The following is a 17,219-nucleotide window of genomic DNA, read 5'->3' as shown; positions in this document are numbered from 1 at the left end:
CGGGGCACAACCGGATCATGGCGCGCACAATGCCGTCGTGGACGGCCATTGCGTCATGCTTTGAGCGCCGTCAGAAGAACCCGAGTGCGTTCGGGCTATAGCTGACCAGCAGGTTCTTGGTCTGCTGGTAGTGGTCGAGCATCATGCGATGGTTCTCGCGGCCGATGCCGGACTGCTTGTATCCGCCGAATGCGGCATGTGCGGGGTACGCGTGGTAGCAGTTGGTCCACACGCGGCCCGCCTGGATGCCGCGGCCCATGCGGAATGCGCGCGCGCCGTCACGTGTCCACACGCCGGCGCCCAGGCCGTAGAGCGTGTCGTTGGCGATGGCAAGAGCTTCTTCCTCATCCTTGAAGGTGGTGACCGATACCACCGGCCCGAAGATCTCTTCCTGGAAGATGCGCATCTTGTTGTGGCCCGCAAACACGGTTGGCTTGACGTAGTAGCCGCCGGCCAGGTCGCCGTCCAGCGCGTTGCGCTCGCCGCCCGCCAGGCACTGCGCACCTTCCTTGCGGCCCAGGTCGATGTACGACAGGATCTTCTCGAGCTGTTCCGCCGAGGCCTGCGCGCCGATCATGGTGCCCCTGTCGAGCGGGTGGCCCTGGCGGATCGCCGCCACGCGCTTGAGCGCGCGTTCCATGAAGCGTTCGTAGATCGACTCCTGGATCAGCGCGCGCGACGGGCAGGTGCAGACCTCGCCCTGGTTCAGCGCGAACATGGCAAAGCCTTCGAGTGCCTTGTCGAAGTAGGCATCGTCGGTGGCCAGCACGTCTTCGAAAAAGATGTTGGGCGACTTGCCGCCAAGCTCCAGCGTCACCGGGATCAGGTTCTGCGACGCGTATTGCATGATCAGCCGGCCGGTAGTGGTCTCGCCGGTGAAGGCCACCTTGCTGATGCGCGGGCTCGATGCCAGCGGCTTGCCTGCCTCCAGCCCGAAGCCGTTGATCACGTTGACCACGCCCGGCGGCAGCAGGTCGCCGATCACCTCCATCAGGACCAGGATCGACGCGGGCGTCTGCTCGGCCGGCTTGAGCACCACGCAGTTGCCGGCGGCCAGCGCTGGCGCCAGCTTCCAGGTGGCCATCAGCAGCGGGAAATTCCACGGGATGATCTGGCCGACCACGCCCAGCGGCTCATGGAAGTGGTAGGCGATGGTGTCGCCGTCGATCTCGGAGATGCCGCCTTCCTGCGAGCGGATGCAGCCGGCGAAGTAGCGGAAGTGGTCGACCGCCAGCGGCAGGTCGGCGGCGGTGGTCTCGCGCACGGGCTTGCCGTTGTCGATGGTCTCGGCCACGGCCAGCAGCGTGAGGTTGGCTTCGATGCGGTCGGCGATGCGGTTCAGGATGTTGGCGCGCTCGGTGGTGGAGGTGCGTCCCCATGCGGCCCTGGCGGCGTGCGCGGCGTCGAGCGCGGCATCGACGTCCTGCTGGCCGGAGCGTGGCACGCGCGTGAACGGCTTGCCGGTGATCGGCGTGATGGATTCGAAATACTCGCCGCCGGCGGGCGGCACCCACTGGCCGCCGATGTAGTTCTCGTACTGCTGCTTGTAGGGGTTGCTGACGCCCAGCTGGGCGATTTCCGCCATGTTCATGTCTCGCTCCGTTCGAATTCATCTGTGTCGTGTCGTCACGGCCTGGGCCGTGCGCACTGGAGCAGATCGCAAGAGGTGTGCCGGGGTGCGAGAAGACGGAAAAGCGGGGGGAATCAGGAGGAAAGGCCGCGGAAATCGGCCAGGAATGTGTCACGCGCCGGCGGCGGTGTGCCAGCGCGTGACAGCGGTTGTTCCAGTTTGGAGCACCTTTGCTCGTCGCGGCCAGGTCGCCCTTGTTCCCCCCCGCCCTGTTCAAGCCTTCGGGCGCGCCGAAGCCGGATCGTAGGGCGCGCGCAGGTGTACGCGTGCGGGCAGCAGTTCGCCGGCCACGTCGACGTGGTAAGCGCCGGCTTCGAGCCAGGCCGCATCGGCCGGCCCATCCTCGCGCGCCAGCAATGCCATGCCGACCGGGCAGCCCAGCGTATGGCCGAATGCGGCGGAACTGAGCGATCCCACCGCGCGCACGCCGCCGTCGGGGCCGGTGCGCAGCACGGCCTCTGCGCCCCACAGCATGGCGTCGCTGGCGCCGTCGACCGTCACCACCACCATGCGCCGTGTGGGACCGCCCGCCTGCCGCAATTGCAGCAGCGCGTCCCGGCCGCGGAAGTCGATGCCGCTGGCCAGCTTGCAGGCGAACGACAGTCCCGCTTCGAAGGGGGTGACCGACGGCGACAGCTCGCGGCCCCAGGCGCGGTAGCCCTTTTCCAGTCGCAGCGATTCGATGGCGTAGTAGCCGGCATCGACCAGCCCGAGCGTGCGCCCGGCCAGGTGCAGCGTCTCGTAGACGCCCACCGCGAATTCGACCGGCACGTACAGTTCCCACCCGAGCTCGCCCACGTACGACAGGCGCGTCGCGCGCACGGTGGCATAGCCGAGGTCGATCTCGCGCGAACTGCCGAAGGGAAAGCCTTCGTTGGAGAAATCCGCGCGCGACACCTTCTGCAGCAATTCGCGCGAGCGTGGTCCCATCACCGCCAGTACCGCGTACTGGCCGGTGACGTCGACGACCACGCAGCGCTTGTCGCCCGGGATCAGCCGCTCGATATAGCTGAAGTCGCGCGTGGTCTGCGCCGAGCCGGTCACCACCAGGTACTGGTCGTGCCCCAGCCGCGTCACGGTCAGGTCGGACTCATAGGTGCCGCGTTCGTTGAGCATCGCGGTATAGACGGCCTGTCCCGGCGGCACCGCCATGTCGTTGCTCATCACGTACTGCAGCACCCCCTCGGCATCGGCGCCCTTGACCAGGTACTTGGAGAACGAACTCATGTCGAACAGCGCCACGCCTTCGCGGCAGGCACGGTGCTCGGCACCGCTCCACGGCAGCCAGTTCTGCTGGCCGAAGGCATATTCGATCCGCGGCGATGCCCCCGGCGGCGCGAAGAAGTTGGGCCGCTCCCAGCCCATCTTGCTGCCGAAATTGGCGCCGGCATCGCGCAGGTGCGCATACAGCGGCGAGCGGCGGAACGGGCGTGCGGTCTCCAGTTCGCGATTCGGCCACGGCATCGCGTAGTGCAGGCCAAGCGTTTCCTTGATGCGGTCGTGCAGCCAGTTCTGGTTGCCGTTGAAGCCGGCGAAGCGCCGGATATCGACCGGCCAGAGGTCCATGGTGGGTTCGCCCGCGACGATCCATTCCGCCAGCGCCATGCCGGCGCCGCCGGCGGAGGCGATGCCCATCGAGTTGAAGCCCGCGCCGACGTAGAAATTGCGCAGTTCCGGCGCTTCGCCGAGGATGAAGTTGTTGTCCGGAGTGAAGGATTCCGGGCCGTTGTAGAACTGCTTCACCTGCGCAGTTTCCAGCGCTGGCACGCGCACCAGCGCGTTTTCCATCAGGATCTGGAACTGGTCCCAGTCGTCGGGCAGCAGCTGGAACTCGAACGGCTCCGGAATGCCCTGCATGCCCCAGGGCTTGGCGTCGGGCTCGAAGCCGCCCATTACCAGTCCGCCGACCTCCTCCTTGAAGTAGATGAAGCCGTCCGGGTCGCGCATCACCGGCAGGTCGGGGTGCACGCCGGCGATGCGCTCGGTGACGATGTAGTAGTGCTCGGCCGAATGCAGCGGCACAGTCACGCCGCACATCAGTCCCACCTGCCGCGCCCACTGGCCCGCGCAGTTGACCACGATCTCCGCTTCAAGCCGGCCCTCGTCGCCGTTCTTGTCGCGCCAGCTGACGCCGGTGGCGCGGCCGTCGGCGGTATGGATCGCGGTGATCCTGGTGTCTTGCGCGATGATCGCGCCACGGCCGCGCGCGCCGCGCGCCAGCGCCTGCGTCAGGTCGGTGGGATTGGCCTTGCCGTCGCCGGGCAGCCAGACCGCGCCCTGCAGGTCGTCGGTGCGCATCGCCGGCCACAGCTCGCCGGCCTGGGCAGGGGAGATGACTTCGCACGCCACGCCGTAGGCGCGCGCGACCGCGGCCGTGCGGCGCAGCTGCGTCATGCGCTCGGCGGTGCGCGCCACGGAGAGGGAACCGCATTGCTTCCAGCCGGTGCCGAGGCCGGTTTCCGCTTCCAGTTCGCTGTAGAGCTGCGTGGAGTAGCGGATCAGCCTGGTCATGCTTTCCTGCGAACGCAGCTGGCCAACCAGGCCGGCTGCGTGCCAGGTCGTGCCGCACGACAGCTGGCCCTGCTCAAGCAGCACCACATCCTTCCAGCCTAGCTTCGTCAGGTGGTAGGCAACGCTGCAGCCGATGATGCCGCCGCCGATGATGACGACACGGGTTTGGGAGGGAATGGCTGGGGACATGGTGGTCAGCGCGGGTACTGGGACGGTGAGATGATGAATGCCATGTTATGCCACAAAATGCCAAATAACAACACAAGACGCGGCACACAACACGGCAGATCAGCGGGCCAGCTGCAGGATGAGGATGCCCAGCAGCACCAGCGCGGTAGCGACCACACGGCGGCGATCGAACGGCTCGCGCAGCAGGAAATGCCCCAGCAACGCGGCAAAGATCACGCTCGACTCGCGCAGCGCCGCCAGCTTGGTCACCGGCGCCAGCGTCATCGCCCAAAGCATCAGCGCGTACGAACCGACGCGGTTGATGCCGCCGATCCACGCGCGCTTCCATTCCGCGCGCAACAGCGTCAGCAGCGCGCTGCCGCGCCGGCTCAGCGCATAGGTGGGCATGAAAACGTGCGACATCGCCTGCAGCCAGACGATATAGGTGAAGACTTCGCCGTAACGCTTGACCGCCGTGCCGTCGATCACCGTGCCGGCCGCCAGGCAGGCGCCGGCCAGCAGCGCAAAGCCGAGCAAGTCAGGCGACTGCCGCCGCCAGCGCACCAGGCTGACCAGGCCGCAGCAGATCAGGGCGATGCCGGCATAGCCGCCAGGGCCGAGCCGCTCGCTGCCCGTCAGCAACAGCAGCACCGCGACCATCATCGGCGCCGAGCCGCGCATCAGCGGGTAGGCCTGGCTGAAGTCGCCGCGGTTGTAGGCGGCAACCAGCGACAGCTTGTAGCCGACTTCCAGCGCGACGGTGGCCAGCAGGAAGGGCCAGACCTGCGGTGCGGGCAGGGGTACGAAAAACAGGAAGGGGATCGCCACCAGCAGGCAGAAGGTGTCGATCAGCGCCATCGACGACAGGCGGTCGCCGCCGATCTTGACGATGGCGTTCCAGGACGCGTGCATCAGCGCGGACAGCATCACGGCGGCGAAGGCGAGGCCGTGGAAGTCTGGGGGCAGGGGCATGGGGGAGAAGATGTTCGACGCGTTTGGTGAGCCCTTTAGCGAGCCCGCTTGTTTGCTCCCCTCTTCCGCACGGGAGAGGGGAGAGGGGAGAGAGCGGCGGGAGCGGCGAAGACATGCGCGGTGCGACGGCCTGGACTGCGCGCGTCGCAATGCGTTCGCCATGGTTCCTGCAAATGCCGGCCCTCACCCCCACCCCTCTCCCGCAAGCGGGAGAGGGGTGCCTTCTGCAAGAGCCGGTAGCCAATCGTGGCTACGCCGCCTCCGCCAGCGGCGCCTGCATCTTTATCCCCATCTCCTTCAACACCTCACCCACCGCCGTCACCACATTGCGCATCTCGTTGTCATCGATCGCGCCAATGCAGCCCACCCGGAACGTCTCCACCTGCGTCAGCTTGCCCGGATACAGGATGTACCCGCGCCCGCGCACCTTGCTGTAGAACGTCTTGAAGTCATAGCGCGCATCCGCCGGCGCATGGAAGGTGACGATGATCGGCGCCTGCACCGCCGCCGGCAGGAACGGCCGGAAGCCGAGCTCGCCCATGCCCCTGACCAGCGCCTCGCAATTCTTGCGATAGCGCGCCCCGCGCACCGGTTGCCCGCCTTCCTCCAGGAACTGGTCCAGCGCCGCGCGGAACGCCGCCACCACGTGCGTGGGCGGCGTGAAGCGCCACTGCGTGGTCTTCTGCATATAGACATACTGGTCATACAGATCGAGCGCCAGCGAATGGCTGTTGCCCTGGCTGGCCTCCAGCACATCCCTCTTCACCAGCACGAAGCCCATGCCCGGCACGCCCTCGATGCACTTGCCGGTGGCAGCCACCAGCGCATCGAACGGCATGGTGCGCGCATCGATCTCGATCGCGCCGAACGAACTCATCGCATCGACGATCAGTCCCTTGCCCAGCCGCTGGCACAGCGCGGCGATCTCCGGCAGCGGGTTCAGCACACCGGCGCCGGTCTCGCAATGGACCTGCGCCACGTGCGTGATGGACGGGTCGCGCGCCAGCGCCTGCTCGACCAGAGCAGCCGTGGCCGGCTGGTCCTCGGGGATCGGCAGTTCCACGCTGGCGCGGCCCAGCACCTTGCAGATCTTCAGGATGCGCTGGCAGTACGCGCCATTCTGCGGCACCAGGACCTTGCCGTCGCGGGGCACCACGTTGGCGATGCCGGCTTCCACCGAGAAAGTGCCGCTGCCCTGCATCGGCACGCACACATGGGTGCCTTCGCCGTGGACGATGCGCACGAGGTCATCGCACAGGCTGCGCGTGATGCTGTTGAAGCTGGCGTCCCACGATCCCCAGTCGCGCAGCATGGCCTGCTTGGTCGCGAGCGAGGTGGTGAGCGGGCCGGGGGTCAGAAGGATCGGGTCGTTGCCGCGGATCATGTTGAGCTCCTGATTGCGAGGAGATTGGGGAAGGAGATTGCGTATTGGAAGTTTTCAGTCGCTTGCCTGGCCCTGGCGCCATGCCTGGGTCTTGCGGTCGAGCACGCGTTGCAGCAGGTAATAGAGCAGGCACGCCAGCGCGGAGGTCACCACTACCAGCGTGGCCATGGCCGCCGCCGGGCCGATGTCCCCGGACTCGTCCAGGTTGACGATTTCGACCGAGGCCAGCTTGGTGTCGGCGCCGTAGAGAAACACCACTGCCGACACCGTGGTCATGGCGTTGATGAACAGGTAGCGCGAGATCTCCAGGATGGCGGGCAGGCACGCCGGCACGGTGACCTTGAAGAAGGTCTTGTAGAAGGGCACCTTCAGCGACGCGGACACGGCCTCGAACTCGCTGTCGAGCTGCTTGAGCGCGGTCACCGCGGTCAGGTGGCACGACGCGTAGTAATGCACGATCGTCACCAGTACCAGGATGCCCAGCGTCTGGTACAGGCCGTGCAGCGGGTTGGCCTGCGGCACGAAGAAGAAGATGTAGCCCAGCCCCAGCACCAGCCCCGGCACGCCCATCGGCAGCACCGCCATCAGCCGCACGAAGCCGCGCAGCCAGTCCAGCCCGCGGGTCTTCTCCAGCAGGTAGGCGGTGGCAAAGATAAACACCGGGCCGATCACCGCGGCCAGCGCGGCCATGCGCAGGCTGTTCAGGTAGGAATCGACCACGCCGCCTTCGACCAGGCCGACGCGGTAGTGGTTCAGCGACAGCGAGAAGTTGTACGGCCACAGCTTGACGAAGGAGGCGTAGATCGCCATGCCCATCACCGCCACCATCAGCGCCGCCATCAACCAGCAGAACGACGCCATGGCAAGGTCGAAGCGCCGGCTGCGGCGCGGCACGTACGGCACCGAGCGGGCCGACATCAGCGCCATCTGGCGCTTCTGCACGCGCGCGTCGACGCAGTAGGTGACCGCCACCGGAACCAGCAGCATCAGCGACACCACCGCGCCCTGCGAGAAGTCCTGCATGCCGATCACCAGCTTGTAGATGTCGGTGGCCAGCATATGAAAGTTGCCGCCGATCACCTTGGGGATGCCGAAGTCGGAGATCGCATAGGTGAACACCACCATCGCCGCGCTGACCAGGCCGTAGCGCGCCCCCGGCACGGTGATGGTGAAGAACTTTCGGGTGGCGGAGGTGCCCAGCGCATCGGCCGCCTCGTACAGCCGCGCGTCGGTGAGCGACAGCGCCGTGACCAGGATCATCAGCGCATGCGGGAATGTGGCGAACACCAGCGAGGCGACGATCCCCAGCGGCCCGTAGATCTGCGTGCTGCCCATCCAGGGCTTGAACAACCCCTGGTTGCCGAACCAGAAGATAAAGGAAATGGCTGCCAGCAGCGACGGCGCCAGCAGCGGGATCAGCGCCAGGTTGCGCAGCAGCCCCTTGCAGGCAATGCGGCTGCGCGTCAGCGCGTAGGCAAAGGTAAAGGCCAGCGGCACCGTGATGCAGGTGGCCAGCGCCGAGACCCACAGGCTGTTCCACACCGAACGCAGCAGCGCCGGCGATTCGAAGTAGGCGCGGAAATGCGCGATCCCTGCCAGCGAGCCGTCGCGGTTCTGCACGCTCTTGGCCAGGATCATCACGATCGGGGCCAGCACGAAGCACAGCAGGGCAACTGCGGCCAATGCCAGCAGCACGTGCGCGAGCCGGTCGGTCCAGTGCGCACGCACCGAGGTGGCAATGAACGCGCGTGGCGCGGGCAGGGAGGGCTTCGCGCCGGAACCGGGAGTCCCGGCCGGCGCGGCGCCTGGGGCGGTATCGTTAGCCGGCGCATTGGCCGGCGCTGTCAAGAGGCTCAGGCGCATGCGTGGCGGAAGATACGGAGGCGGTCAGCGGGAATGGCCAGGCGCAGGCGGTCGCCGGTATTCGGGCGCAGCTCGTGCAGGTCATTGAGCGAAAGGTCGGCGCACAGCGTGCCCGACGCGGCATCGGGCAGCCGCAGCGTCAGGCGCGAGAATGCGCCCAGGAATTCGATCTTGTCCACGGTGGCTTCCAGCACATTGGGCCCGTGCTGCTCGATGCCGCGCACGCAGACGTCTTCGGGCCGGAAGAACACCTGCACCGCTTCCTCCGCGCCGCAGCCGGCCGGTGCGTTGCAGTGCATGCGCACGCCGCCCAGATGCAGCGCGCCGTCGCTGCCGACGCGCGCGTCCAGCATATTGGTCTTGCCGACGAAGTCCGCGGCAAAGGGGGTGGCCGGACGCTGGTAGACCTGCGCCGGGGTGCCCACCTGCTCGATCACGCCCTGGTTCATGACCACGATGCGGTCAGCCATCGACAGCGCCTCTTCCTGGTCGTGCGTGACCAGGATGGTGGTGATGTTCAGGCGCTGCTGCAGCGCGCGAATCTCGCTGCGCAGCCGCACGCGCACGCGCGCGTCGAGCGCGGACAGCGGTTCGTCAAGCAGCAGCAGGCCGGGCGAGGTGGCCAGCGCACGCGCGATCGCCACGCGCTGCTGCTGGCCGCCCGAGAGCTGCGCCGGGTACTGGCTGCCGCGGTCGGGCAGGCCCACCAGCGTCAGCAGTTCGTCGACGCGCGCGCGGCGCTGGTCGCGGGGCATGCGCCGGTTGACCAGGCCGTAGGCGACGTTGTCCGCCACGGTCAGGTTGGGGAACAGCGCATAGGACTGGAACACGATGCCGTAGTCGCGCTCCATCGGCGGCAGCGTGGAGATATCTCGCCCGCCCTGATGGATGGTGCCGGCGTTCTGCGATTCCAGTCCGGCGATGATGCGCAGCAGCGTGGTCTTGCCGCAGCCCGACGGACCCAGGAAGCACAGCAGCTCGCCCTGGCGTACGTCCAGGTCGATGTGATGCAGCGCGACAAAGGGGCTGGCGCCGCCGCCGAAGCGCTTGTGGATGCCTTTCAGGCTGAGATAGGTCTCGGCCGTGGAAGTGGGGGATTGCATGGCGTGGGATCCTCGGCGATGTGGTCGTGGCAGTGGCCCGGCGCCAGCGCCGGGCCGGGGCGTTCCCGGATTACTGCTTTTCCGACTTGCCGGCGTACCGCTTCTGCCACTCGTTCAGCACGCGCTCGCGGTTCCTGGCGATGTAGCTGAAATCGTTCTTGACCAGCATCTGCTCGTAGTTGGCGGGGATGGTCTCTACCTTGCGGGCCACCTCCGGGTAGGTCACGATGGCCCAGTCCCTGGCGAACAGCTGCGCCGCTTCCTTGCTCGCCAGCCAGTCCATGTAGCGCTGCGCGGCCTCCTGCTTCTTCGTTCCCTTGACGATGCCGGCGGCCTCGATGTCATAACCCAGCCCTTCCTTCGGGAAGATCATCTCGATCGGGGCGCCCGAGGCCAGCGTCTTGTGCGCGCGCAGCTCGAACGAGATGCCGATCGGGAACTCGCCCGCGCCCGCCTGCTTGCACGGCTTGGAGCCGCTGTGCGTGTACTGGGCGATGTTCTCGTGCAGCGCGTCCATGTACTTCCAGCCTTCCTGCTCGCCGAACAGTTGCAGCCACGCGGTTACGTCGAGGAAGCCGGTGCCGGACGACGCCGGGCTGGGCATCACGATGGCGCCCTTGTAGACCGGCTTGGCCAGGTCCTTCCAGGTTTCGGGGCGGGGCAGGTTGCGCTTCTTGGCTTCGACCGTGTTGAAGCAGACGGTGGCGCCCCAGACATCCAGGCCCACCCACGACGGCGGCGTGGCCTTGTCGCTGTAGTGGCGCGTCAGTTTTTCGAAGCCCTTGGGGGTGTAGGGCGTCAGCATGCCTTCCTGCTTGAGCACCTCCAGGCTGGATGCGGCCAGGCCGGCGATCACGTCTGCCTGCGGGTTGGTTTTTTCGGCGAGCGCCTTGGCGGTGATGACACCGGTGGAGTCGCGCACGTATTTCAGTTCGATGTCGGGCGCGACCCTGGCGAAGCCTTCGGCGTATGGCTTCAGCGTTTCGATCTCCCACGCGGTGTAGACCGTCAGGGTGGTTTTCTGGGCCAGCGCGGTGCCGGCGGCGCCCATTGCGAGCAGGGCGGCGGCGATTTGCAGGGTGGGCTTGATGGACAGTTTCATGGGGCCTCCGTTTTCTGGCATTGTAGGTGGAGATATGTGTCAATTTGGTGAATATGTTGCAACGTGTGGCGGTGCGTTGCAAAACCATCGTTCTCCTTGAAACCCTTGTACTGCAACACTTTCAAGACATATTCCTAGTCTTTCATGGCCCCTTCCATCACCCTGTCAGCGTGGCCGATGTCTCTATTGTTGACAATATACAAACCGCTTGCTTTAATCGCAATAAGGATTTTCGATATTGCCGAAACCGTCACAAACCGGAGTTTTCATGTCACGCCAAGCGCCGCTGGCGAGCGAAATCACCATCCTGCAGAGCCAGTCGCTGACCACGCTGGTGCAGCGCGAACTGGAGCTGCGGATCATGTCCGGCGAACTGCCGCCGGGCGCCAAGCTCAACGAGATCGAAGTCGCGGGCCAGCTCAAGGTCTCGCGCGGCCCGGTGCGTGAAGCATTCCGCGCGCTGGAGCAGGCCGGCCTGCTGCGCACCGAAAAGAACCGCGGCGTCTTCGTGCGTGCCATCTCGGTGCAGGAAGCCGACGAGCTCTATGAACTGCGCGCGGTGCTCGATGAATTCGTCGGCCGGCAACTCGCGGCCCGCATCACGGCGGAAGGGTTGCGCGAACTGCGCGCACTGGTCGAGGCGTTGGGCGCCGCCAGCGCTGCCCGAGACCTGGACGAATACGCGCGCCTGAACTTAGCCTTCCACGACCGCATGGTCGAGCTGGCCGGCAACCGCAAGCTGCTCGACACCTACCGGCGCCTGGTCAAGGAGCTGACGCTGTTCCGGCGCGAGGCGCTGTCCGGCAGCAACGCTGCCATGCCCGATTCCACGCGCGAGCACCGCGCCATCGTCTCGGCCATCGCCGCGCGCGATGGCGAGCTGGCGGCGCGGCTGATGCGCGAACACGTCGACCGCGGGCGCGCGCGCATGCATGCCGCGGTCGATCCCGGTGCCGCCGGTACCGCCAGCACCGGCGCGGCCGCCTGACTACAACATCGTTTCCCGAACAACGCACACCTGACCGCCAACATGTCCGATACCAACGATCCCGCCCGCAGCATTACCGTCAACCAGCGCAGCTACCGCTGGATGCAGCAGCCCGTCGTGGTGGTCTGCGTCGACGGTTGCGAGTTCGACTACCTCGAAGCCGCCGCCGCCAGCGGCCGCGCGCCTTATCTCAGGCAGCTGCTCGCCAGCGGCTCGTCCTTCCGCGGCGCGTGCGTGGTGCCCACCTTCACCAACCCGAACAACCTTTCCATCGTCACCGGAGCGCCGCCGGCGGTGCACGGCATCTGCGGCAACTATTTCTTCGACCGCAGCGCCAATGAGGGCCGCGGCGAGGAAGTGATGATGAACGACCCCAAGTACCTGCGCGCGGGCACCATCCTGGCCGCGTTTGCCGACGCCGGCGCCAGCGTCGCGGTCGTGACCGCCAAGGACAAGCTGCGCCGGCTGCTCGGCCACGGCTTGCGCGGCATCTGCTTCTCGTCCGAGAAGGCCGACCAGGCCACGGTGGCTGAGAACGGCATCGACGGCGTGCTGGAACTGGTCGGCATGCCGGTGCCCGATGTCTATAGCGCCGAGCTGTCCGAGTTTGTCTTCGCCGCCGGCGTGCGGCTGATGGAAACGCGCCGCCCCGACCTGATGTACCTGTCCACTACCGACTACATCCAGCACAAGTTCGCGCCCGGCTCGGACGGCGCCAACGCGTTCTACGCGATGATGGACAAGTACCTGGCCCGCCTGGACGAACTTGGCTGCGTGGTGGCGCTGACCGCCGACCACGGCATGAACGCCAAGCATGACGACGCCACCAAGGCGCCCAACGTGATCTACCTGCAGGATCATCTGGATGCATGGCTTGGCCGCGGCGTGGAAGAGGGCGGGGCGCGCGTGATCCTGCCGATCACCGATCCCTACGTGGTCCACCACGGCGCGCTGGGCTCGTACGCCACCGTCTACCTGCCGGAGGATGCCGACCGCGACGCGCTCAAGGCACGGCTGTCCGCGCTGCCGGGCGTGGAAAGCGTGCTGGACAACGCCGAAGCCTGCGCGCGCTTCGAGCTGCCGTCCGACCGCGTGGGCGACCTGGTGGTGACCGGCGACAAGCACGTGGTGCTGGGCACCAGCCACAGCCGCCATGACCTGTCCGGGCTTGATGCGCCGCTGCGCTCGCACGGCGGCGTCTCGGAGCAGACCGTGCCGCTGGTGTTCAACCGCCCGACCGCCGGCATTCCCGGCAAGTCCGTGATGCGCAATTTCGACATCTTCGACGTGGCGCTCAATCACCTGCACTAAGCCTGCACCAAGCCTGCACCGAGACTCGCACCGAGACTCGCACCGAGGCCCGCGACGGGCCGCTGCACCCGTACTGACCGGAGGAATTCCATGAACGCCCCCCAATTCCCTGCAGGCAATCTCAGCCCGCACTTCCGCGCCGAGGCGCTGCGCATCGATGGCCAGAAGATCGTGCGCGAGCGCGTGATCGAGGTGCGCAACCCGTATGACGGCACGCTGGTGGGTACCGTGCCAAAGGCCACGATCGACGACGTGCGCCGCGCCTTCGACGTGGCGCGGGCGTACCGTTCCACGCTGACCCGCTACGAGCGCGCCGCCATCCTGAACCGCGCCGCCGCGCTGCTGCGCGAGCGCACCGAAGAAGCGTCGGACCTGATCACGCTGGAGTCCGGCCTGTCCAAGAAGGACTCGCTGTACGAGATCGGCCGCGTGGCCGACGTGCTCGGCTTCGCCGCCACCGAGGCGCTGCGCGACGACGGCCAGCTGTTCTCCTGCGACCTGACCCCGCACGGCAAGAAGCGCCGCGTGCTGACGCAGCGCGAGCCGCTGCTCGGCGTGATCTGCGCCATCACCCCGTTCAACCACCCGATGAACCAGGTGGCGCACAAGGTGGCGCCGTCGATCGCCACCAACAACCGCATGGTGCTGAAGCCGTCGGAAAAGGTGCCCCTGTCGGCGTACTACCTGGCCGACCTGCTTTACGAGGCGGGGCTGCCGCCGCAGATGCTGCAGGTCGTCACCGGCGACCCGCGCGAGATCGCCGACGAACTGATCACCCATCCGGCGGTCGATCTCGTCACCTTCACCGGCGGGGTGGCGATCGGCAAGTACATCGCCAGCAAGGCCGGCTACAAGCGCGTGGTGCTGGAGCTGGGCGGCAACGATCCGCTGATCGTGCTGGCCGACGCCGATCTCGAGCGCGCCTCCGACCTCGCGGTGCAGGGCTCGTACAAGAACTCGGGCCAGCGCTGCACCGCGGTCAAGCGCATGCTGGTGCACCAGTCTGTGGCGGCGCGCTTCACCGAGCTGGTGGTGGAGAAGACCCGCGCGTGGAAGTACGGCGACCCGATGGACCGTGGCGTCGACATGGGCACGGTGATCGACGAAGAGGCCGCCATGCTGTTCGAGGCACGCGTCAACGAGGCGGTGGCACAGGGTGCGCGGCTGCTGGTCGGCAACCAGCGCAATGGCGCCAGCTACGCGCCTGCGGTGATCGACCGCGTCGACCCGGCGATGACGGTGGTGCGCGAGGAGACCTTCGGGCCGGTATCGCCCATCATCACGTTCCGCGATGTCGATGATGCGATCCGGATTTCCAACGGCACGGCCTTTGGCTTGTCGTCGGGGGTCTGCACGAACGATATCGAGGCGTTCACGAAGATCGCCAACTCGCTGCATGTCGGCACGGTGAACCTGTGGGAAGTGCCGGGCTACCGCATCGAGCTGACGCCGTTCGGCGGCATCAAGGACTCGGGGCTGGGGTACAAGGAAGGCGTGCAGGAGGCGGCCAAGAGTTTTACCAATTTGAAGACGGTGACGTTGCCGTGGGCGTGAGGTACCAGGAAAGCTGATTCGACCGCTGGTTTGCTCCCCTCTCCCGCTTGCGGGAGAGGGGCCGGGGGTGAGGGCGGGCGCTGGCAATGGCGACCGGCGTCACTTCGTTGATGCTCCGGCCCTCACCCCAACCCTCTCCCGCAAGCGGGAGAGGGAGCACACAAGCGGTTGATCCCGGACCGCTGCGCTAGAATCACCGCCCATCCCCCGACGCTCCCGGAGTCCCCGTGCTCGCCGAACAACGGCAGAAATACATCCTCGACCAGCTCTCCGCCACCGGCGCGCTGGCCATCAGCGAACTGGTGGCCGAGCTCGACGTCTCGCGCGAGACCATCCGGCGCGACCTGAATACGCTCGCGGGCCGCGGCCTGCTGGTGCTGACCCACGGCGGCGCGCTCGCCTCGGACCGCACCGAGCCCGACACCCAGACCCGCGCCGCGGTCAATGCCGAAGGCAAGCGCGCCATTGGCGTGCGCGCCGCGGAACTGGTGCGCGACGGTGCATCGCTGATCCTGGATTACGGCACCACCACCCACGCGGTGGCGCAGGCGCTGCTCGGCCACCACAACCTGCTGGTCTACACCAACGACCTCGCCATCGCCCAGTTGCTGGGCCGGCGCAACGGCAACCGCGTGATCGTGCTCGGCGGCGAGCTGCAGGACAACGAGGATGCGACCCACGGCTGGGACACCATCGAGCAGCTGACGCGCTACCACACCGATTTTGCCTTTATCGGCATCGGCGGCGTCACCCCGCGCGGCGAGATCTGCGACTTCTCGCGCGCAGCGGCCGAGTTGCGCAGCCGCATGCTGATGGCCGCCGACACCGCTTGCGTGGTGGCGGACCACACCAAGTTCGGCCGCAACACCGGCGTGACGATCAAGCATTTCGACCTGGCCGCGTGGCTGATCACGGACATGGCGCCCGAGCCGGAAATCGGGGCAGCGCTGAAGGAGCGCGGCGCCAAGCTGCTGATCGCCTAGCCTTGCTGTAAGTCGTTTTTCGATCGCATTTGTGCGCTGATCGCACAAAAAGCCCCGCTGTTCGCACCAAAATGTAGCCTTCACGTGGCAGTCAAAGGTGTTTTGACTGCTACATGCCCCATGCTGGTGCTACAGTTTCGGGTTGCCAGACAAGCACGGCATGCCGTGGATGTCTGGACAACCGGAGGCCACCCACCTTCCCCTCGGCGCAACGCCAGGCGGCTCCAGAGACCGGCACCAGCCGGCAGCGCCGTCACACCAGACACAGCACCAGCACAGCAGAGACATCGTGAACGCTCCTTCCCTCGACGCATTCCTGGCGGGGGTCGCCCGCCGCGACCCCAATCAACCTGAATTCCTCCAGGCCGTGAAGGAAGTGATGATGACGCTCTGGCCGTTCGTCGAGCGCAATCCGCGCTACGCCGACCAGGCCCTGCTCGAGCGGCTGGTGGAGCCCGAGCGCGTGATCCAGTTCCGCGTGGCCTGGACCGATGACCGCAACCAGGTGCAGGTCAATCGCGCCTTCCGCGTCCAGCACAGCTCGGCGATCGGCCCGTACAAGGGCGGCATGCGCTTCCACCCGACCGTGAACCTGTCGGTGCTGAAATTCCTCGGCTTCGAGCAGACCTTCAAGAACGCGCTGACCACGCTGCCCATGGGCGGCGGCAAGGGTGGCTCGGACTTCGATCCCAAGGGCAAGTCCGACGGCGAAGTGATGCGCTTCTGCCAGGCGCTGGTGACCGAGCTGTACCGTCACCTCGGCCCCGACACCGATATCCCGGCCGGCGACATCGGCGTGGGCGCGCGTGAAGTCGGCTTCATGGCCGGCATGATGAAGAAGCTGTCGAACCAGTCCGCCTGCGTGTTTACCGGCAAGGGCCTGGCCTATGGCGGCAGCCTGATGCGCCCGGAAGCCACCGGCTATGGCACCGTCTACTTCGCCCAGGAAATGCTGCACCGTCGCGGCCGCGCATTCGACGGCCTGCGCGTGCTGATCTCCGGCTCGGGCAACGTGGCGCAATACGCTGCCGAGAAGGCGATCGAGCTGGGCGCCAGGGTGCTGACCCTGTCGGACTCCGGCGGCGTGCTGCACTACCCGCAAGGCATGACCACCGAGCAGCTGGCTGAAGTGATGGCCTTCAAGAACGAAGAGCGCGGCCGCCTGACCGACTTTGCCGCCCGCCACGGCATGACCTTCGAGGCCGGCCGCACCCCTTGGCACGTGCCCGCCGACGTCGCGCTGCCGTGCGCAACGCAGAACGAGCTCGACGGCAACGATGCCGAAACCCTGCTCGGCAACGGCGTGATCTGCGTGGCCGAAGGCGCCAACATGCCGTCGACGCTGGAAGCCGTCGATCGCTTCGTCGACGCGAAGATTCTCTACGCGCCGGGCAAGGCCAGCAACGCCGGCGGCGTGGCGACCTCCGGCCTGGAGATGTCGCAGAACGCGATGCGCCTGTCGTGGCACCACGCCGAGGTCGACGAGAAGCTGCACGCGATCATGAAGGACATCCACCAGAACTGCATCCACCACGGGCAGAAGGCGGGCGGGTATATCAACTACGTGGAAGGCGCGAATATCGCCGGCTTCGTCAAGGTGGCGGATGCCATGCTGGCGCAAGGGGTGATCTGACGACCTGACCGGACGGC

At 66.8% G+C, this 17,219-nt stretch carries 12 protein-coding genes; 5 read left to right on the top strand and 7 right to left on the bottom strand.

Features of this window, described 5'->3' with window-relative positions:
* Window positions 1-70: 70 nt before the first annotated feature.
* The 7 genes from adh to J8I82_RS04845 all read right to left on the bottom strand — a co-directional run bounded on the left by adh (window position 71) and on the right by J8I82_RS04845 (window position 10,733).
* Complete coding sequence (adh, locus tag J8I82_RS04875; RefSeq protein WP_209754902.1) at window positions 71-1,591, bottom strand: aldehyde dehydrogenase; 1,521 nt, start codon at window positions 1,589-1,591, stop codon at window positions 71-73.
* Between the two features lie 252 nt (window positions 1,592-1,843).
* Complete coding sequence (locus J8I82_RS04870) at window positions 1,844-4,330, bottom strand: GcvT family protein (protein WP_209754900.1); 2,487 nt, start codon at window positions 4,328-4,330, stop codon at window positions 1,844-1,846.
* 99 nt (window positions 4,331-4,429) lie between these two features.
* Complete coding sequence (locus J8I82_RS04865) at window positions 4,430-5,281, bottom strand: EamA family transporter (protein ID WP_209754898.1); 852 nt, start codon at window positions 5,279-5,281, stop codon at window positions 4,430-4,432.
* 250 nt (window positions 5,282-5,531) lie between these two features.
* Window positions 5,532-6,665, bottom strand: coding sequence for a 2-aminoethylphosphonate--pyruvate transaminase (locus tag J8I82_RS04860; RefSeq protein ID WP_209754896.1), 1,134 nt, complete (start codon window positions 6,663-6,665; stop codon window positions 5,532-5,534).
* A 54-nt stretch (window positions 6,666-6,719) separates the two neighbouring features.
* Window positions 6,720-8,528, bottom strand: a complete 1,809-nt coding sequence (locus J8I82_RS04855; RefSeq protein ID WP_209754894.1) for a putative 2-aminoethylphosphonate ABC transporter permease subunit — start codon at window positions 8,526-8,528, stop codon at window positions 6,720-6,722.
* Window positions 8,519-9,631 carry a putative 2-aminoethylphosphonate ABC transporter ATP-binding protein gene (locus J8I82_RS04850; RefSeq protein ID WP_209754892.1) on the bottom strand — a complete coding sequence of 371 codons (1,113 nt, stop codon included), beginning with the start codon at window positions 9,629-9,631 and terminating at the stop codon, window positions 8,519-8,521. Before J8I82_RS04850 ends, J8I82_RS04855 begins: the two co-directional genes overlap by 10 nt.
* Before the next feature lie 70 nt (window positions 9,632-9,701).
* The gene (locus J8I82_RS04845; protein ID WP_209754890.1) at window positions 9,702-10,733 is read right to left on the bottom strand and encodes a putative 2-aminoethylphosphonate ABC transporter substrate-binding protein; all 1,032 of its coding nucleotides are present in this window, start codon (window positions 10,731-10,733) and stop codon (window positions 9,702-9,704) included.
* Between the two features lie 268 nt (window positions 10,734-11,001).
* On the opposite strand from J8I82_RS04845, the gene J8I82_RS04840 reads away from it, so the two are divergent.
* The 5 genes from J8I82_RS04840 (at window position 11,002) to gdhA (ending at window position 17,202) form a co-directional block, all read left to right on the top strand.
* Window positions 11,002-11,721 carry a phosphonate utilization associated transcriptional regulator gene (locus tag J8I82_RS04840; RefSeq protein WP_209754888.1) on the top strand — a complete coding sequence of 240 codons (720 nt, stop codon included), beginning with the start codon at window positions 11,002-11,004 and terminating at the stop codon, window positions 11,719-11,721.
* A gap of 42 nt (window positions 11,722-11,763) precedes the next feature.
* Window positions 11,764-13,032: a phosphonoacetate hydrolase gene (gene phnA, locus J8I82_RS04835; RefSeq protein ID WP_209754886.1), complete on the top strand. Its 1,269-nt coding sequence runs from the start codon at window positions 11,764-11,766 to the stop codon at window positions 13,030-13,032.
* Window positions 13,033-13,122: 90 nt separating this feature from the next.
* The gene (gene phnY / locus J8I82_RS04830) at window positions 13,123-14,586 is read left to right on the top strand and encodes a phosphonoacetaldehyde dehydrogenase (RefSeq protein WP_209754883.1); all 1,464 of its coding nucleotides are present in this window, start codon (window positions 13,123-13,125) and stop codon (window positions 14,584-14,586) included.
* Between the two features lie 227 nt (window positions 14,587-14,813).
* The gene (locus tag J8I82_RS04825) at window positions 14,814-15,569 is read left to right on the top strand and encodes a DeoR/GlpR family DNA-binding transcription regulator (protein ID WP_209754881.1); all 756 of its coding nucleotides are present in this window, start codon (window positions 14,814-14,816) and stop codon (window positions 15,567-15,569) included.
* A gap of 289 nt (window positions 15,570-15,858) precedes the next feature.
* On the top strand, window positions 15,859-17,202 hold the full coding sequence (gdhA, locus tag J8I82_RS04820; protein WP_209754879.1) for an NADP-specific glutamate dehydrogenase: 1,344 nt from the start codon (window positions 15,859-15,861) through the stop codon (window positions 17,200-17,202).
* Window positions 17,203-17,219: the final 17 nt, after the last annotated feature.

Origin of the sequence: Cupriavidus consociatus (genome assembly GCF_017814975.1) — a bacterium.
Classification (GTDB): domain Bacteria; phylum Pseudomonadota; class Gammaproteobacteria; order Burkholderiales; family Burkholderiaceae; genus Cupriavidus; species Cupriavidus consociatus.
This window is presented reverse-complemented; position numbering and strand designations above follow the sequence as displayed.

What these genes read in the sequence shown, in the direction of transcription:
- adh (WP_209754902.1), bottom strand. Translation starts at nt 1,591, where the DNA reads ATGAACATGGCGGAAATCGCCCAGCTGGGCGTCAGCAACCCCTACAAG.
- J8I82_RS04870 (WP_209754900.1), bottom strand. Translation starts at nt 4,330, where the DNA reads ATGTCCCCAGCCATTCCCTCCCAAACCCGTGTCGTCATCATCGGCGGC.
- J8I82_RS04865 (WP_209754898.1), bottom strand. Translation starts at nt 5,281, where the DNA reads ATGCCCCTGCCCCCAGACTTCCACGGCCTCGCCTTCGCCGCCGTGATG.
- J8I82_RS04860 (WP_209754896.1), bottom strand. Translation starts at nt 6,665, where the DNA reads ATGATCCGCGGCAACGACCCGATCCTTCTGACCCCCGGCCCGCTCACC.
- J8I82_RS04855 (WP_209754894.1), bottom strand. Translation starts at nt 8,528, where the DNA reads ATGCGCCTGAGCCTCTTGACAGCGCCGGCCAATGCGCCGGCTAACGAT.
- J8I82_RS04850 (WP_209754892.1), bottom strand. Translation starts at nt 9,631, where the DNA reads ATGCAATCCCCCACTTCCACGGCCGAGACCTATCTCAGCCTGAAAGGC.
- J8I82_RS04845 (WP_209754890.1), bottom strand. Translation starts at nt 10,733, where the DNA reads ATGAAACTGTCCATCAAGCCCACCCTGCAAATCGCCGCCGCCCTGCTC.
- J8I82_RS04840 (WP_209754888.1), top strand. Translation starts at nt 11,002, where the DNA reads ATGTCACGCCAAGCGCCGCTGGCGAGCGAAATCACCATCCTGCAGAGC.
- phnA (WP_209754886.1), top strand. Translation starts at nt 11,764, where the DNA reads ATGTCCGATACCAACGATCCCGCCCGCAGCATTACCGTCAACCAGCGC.
- phnY (WP_209754883.1), top strand. Translation starts at nt 13,123, where the DNA reads ATGAACGCCCCCCAATTCCCTGCAGGCAATCTCAGCCCGCACTTCCGC.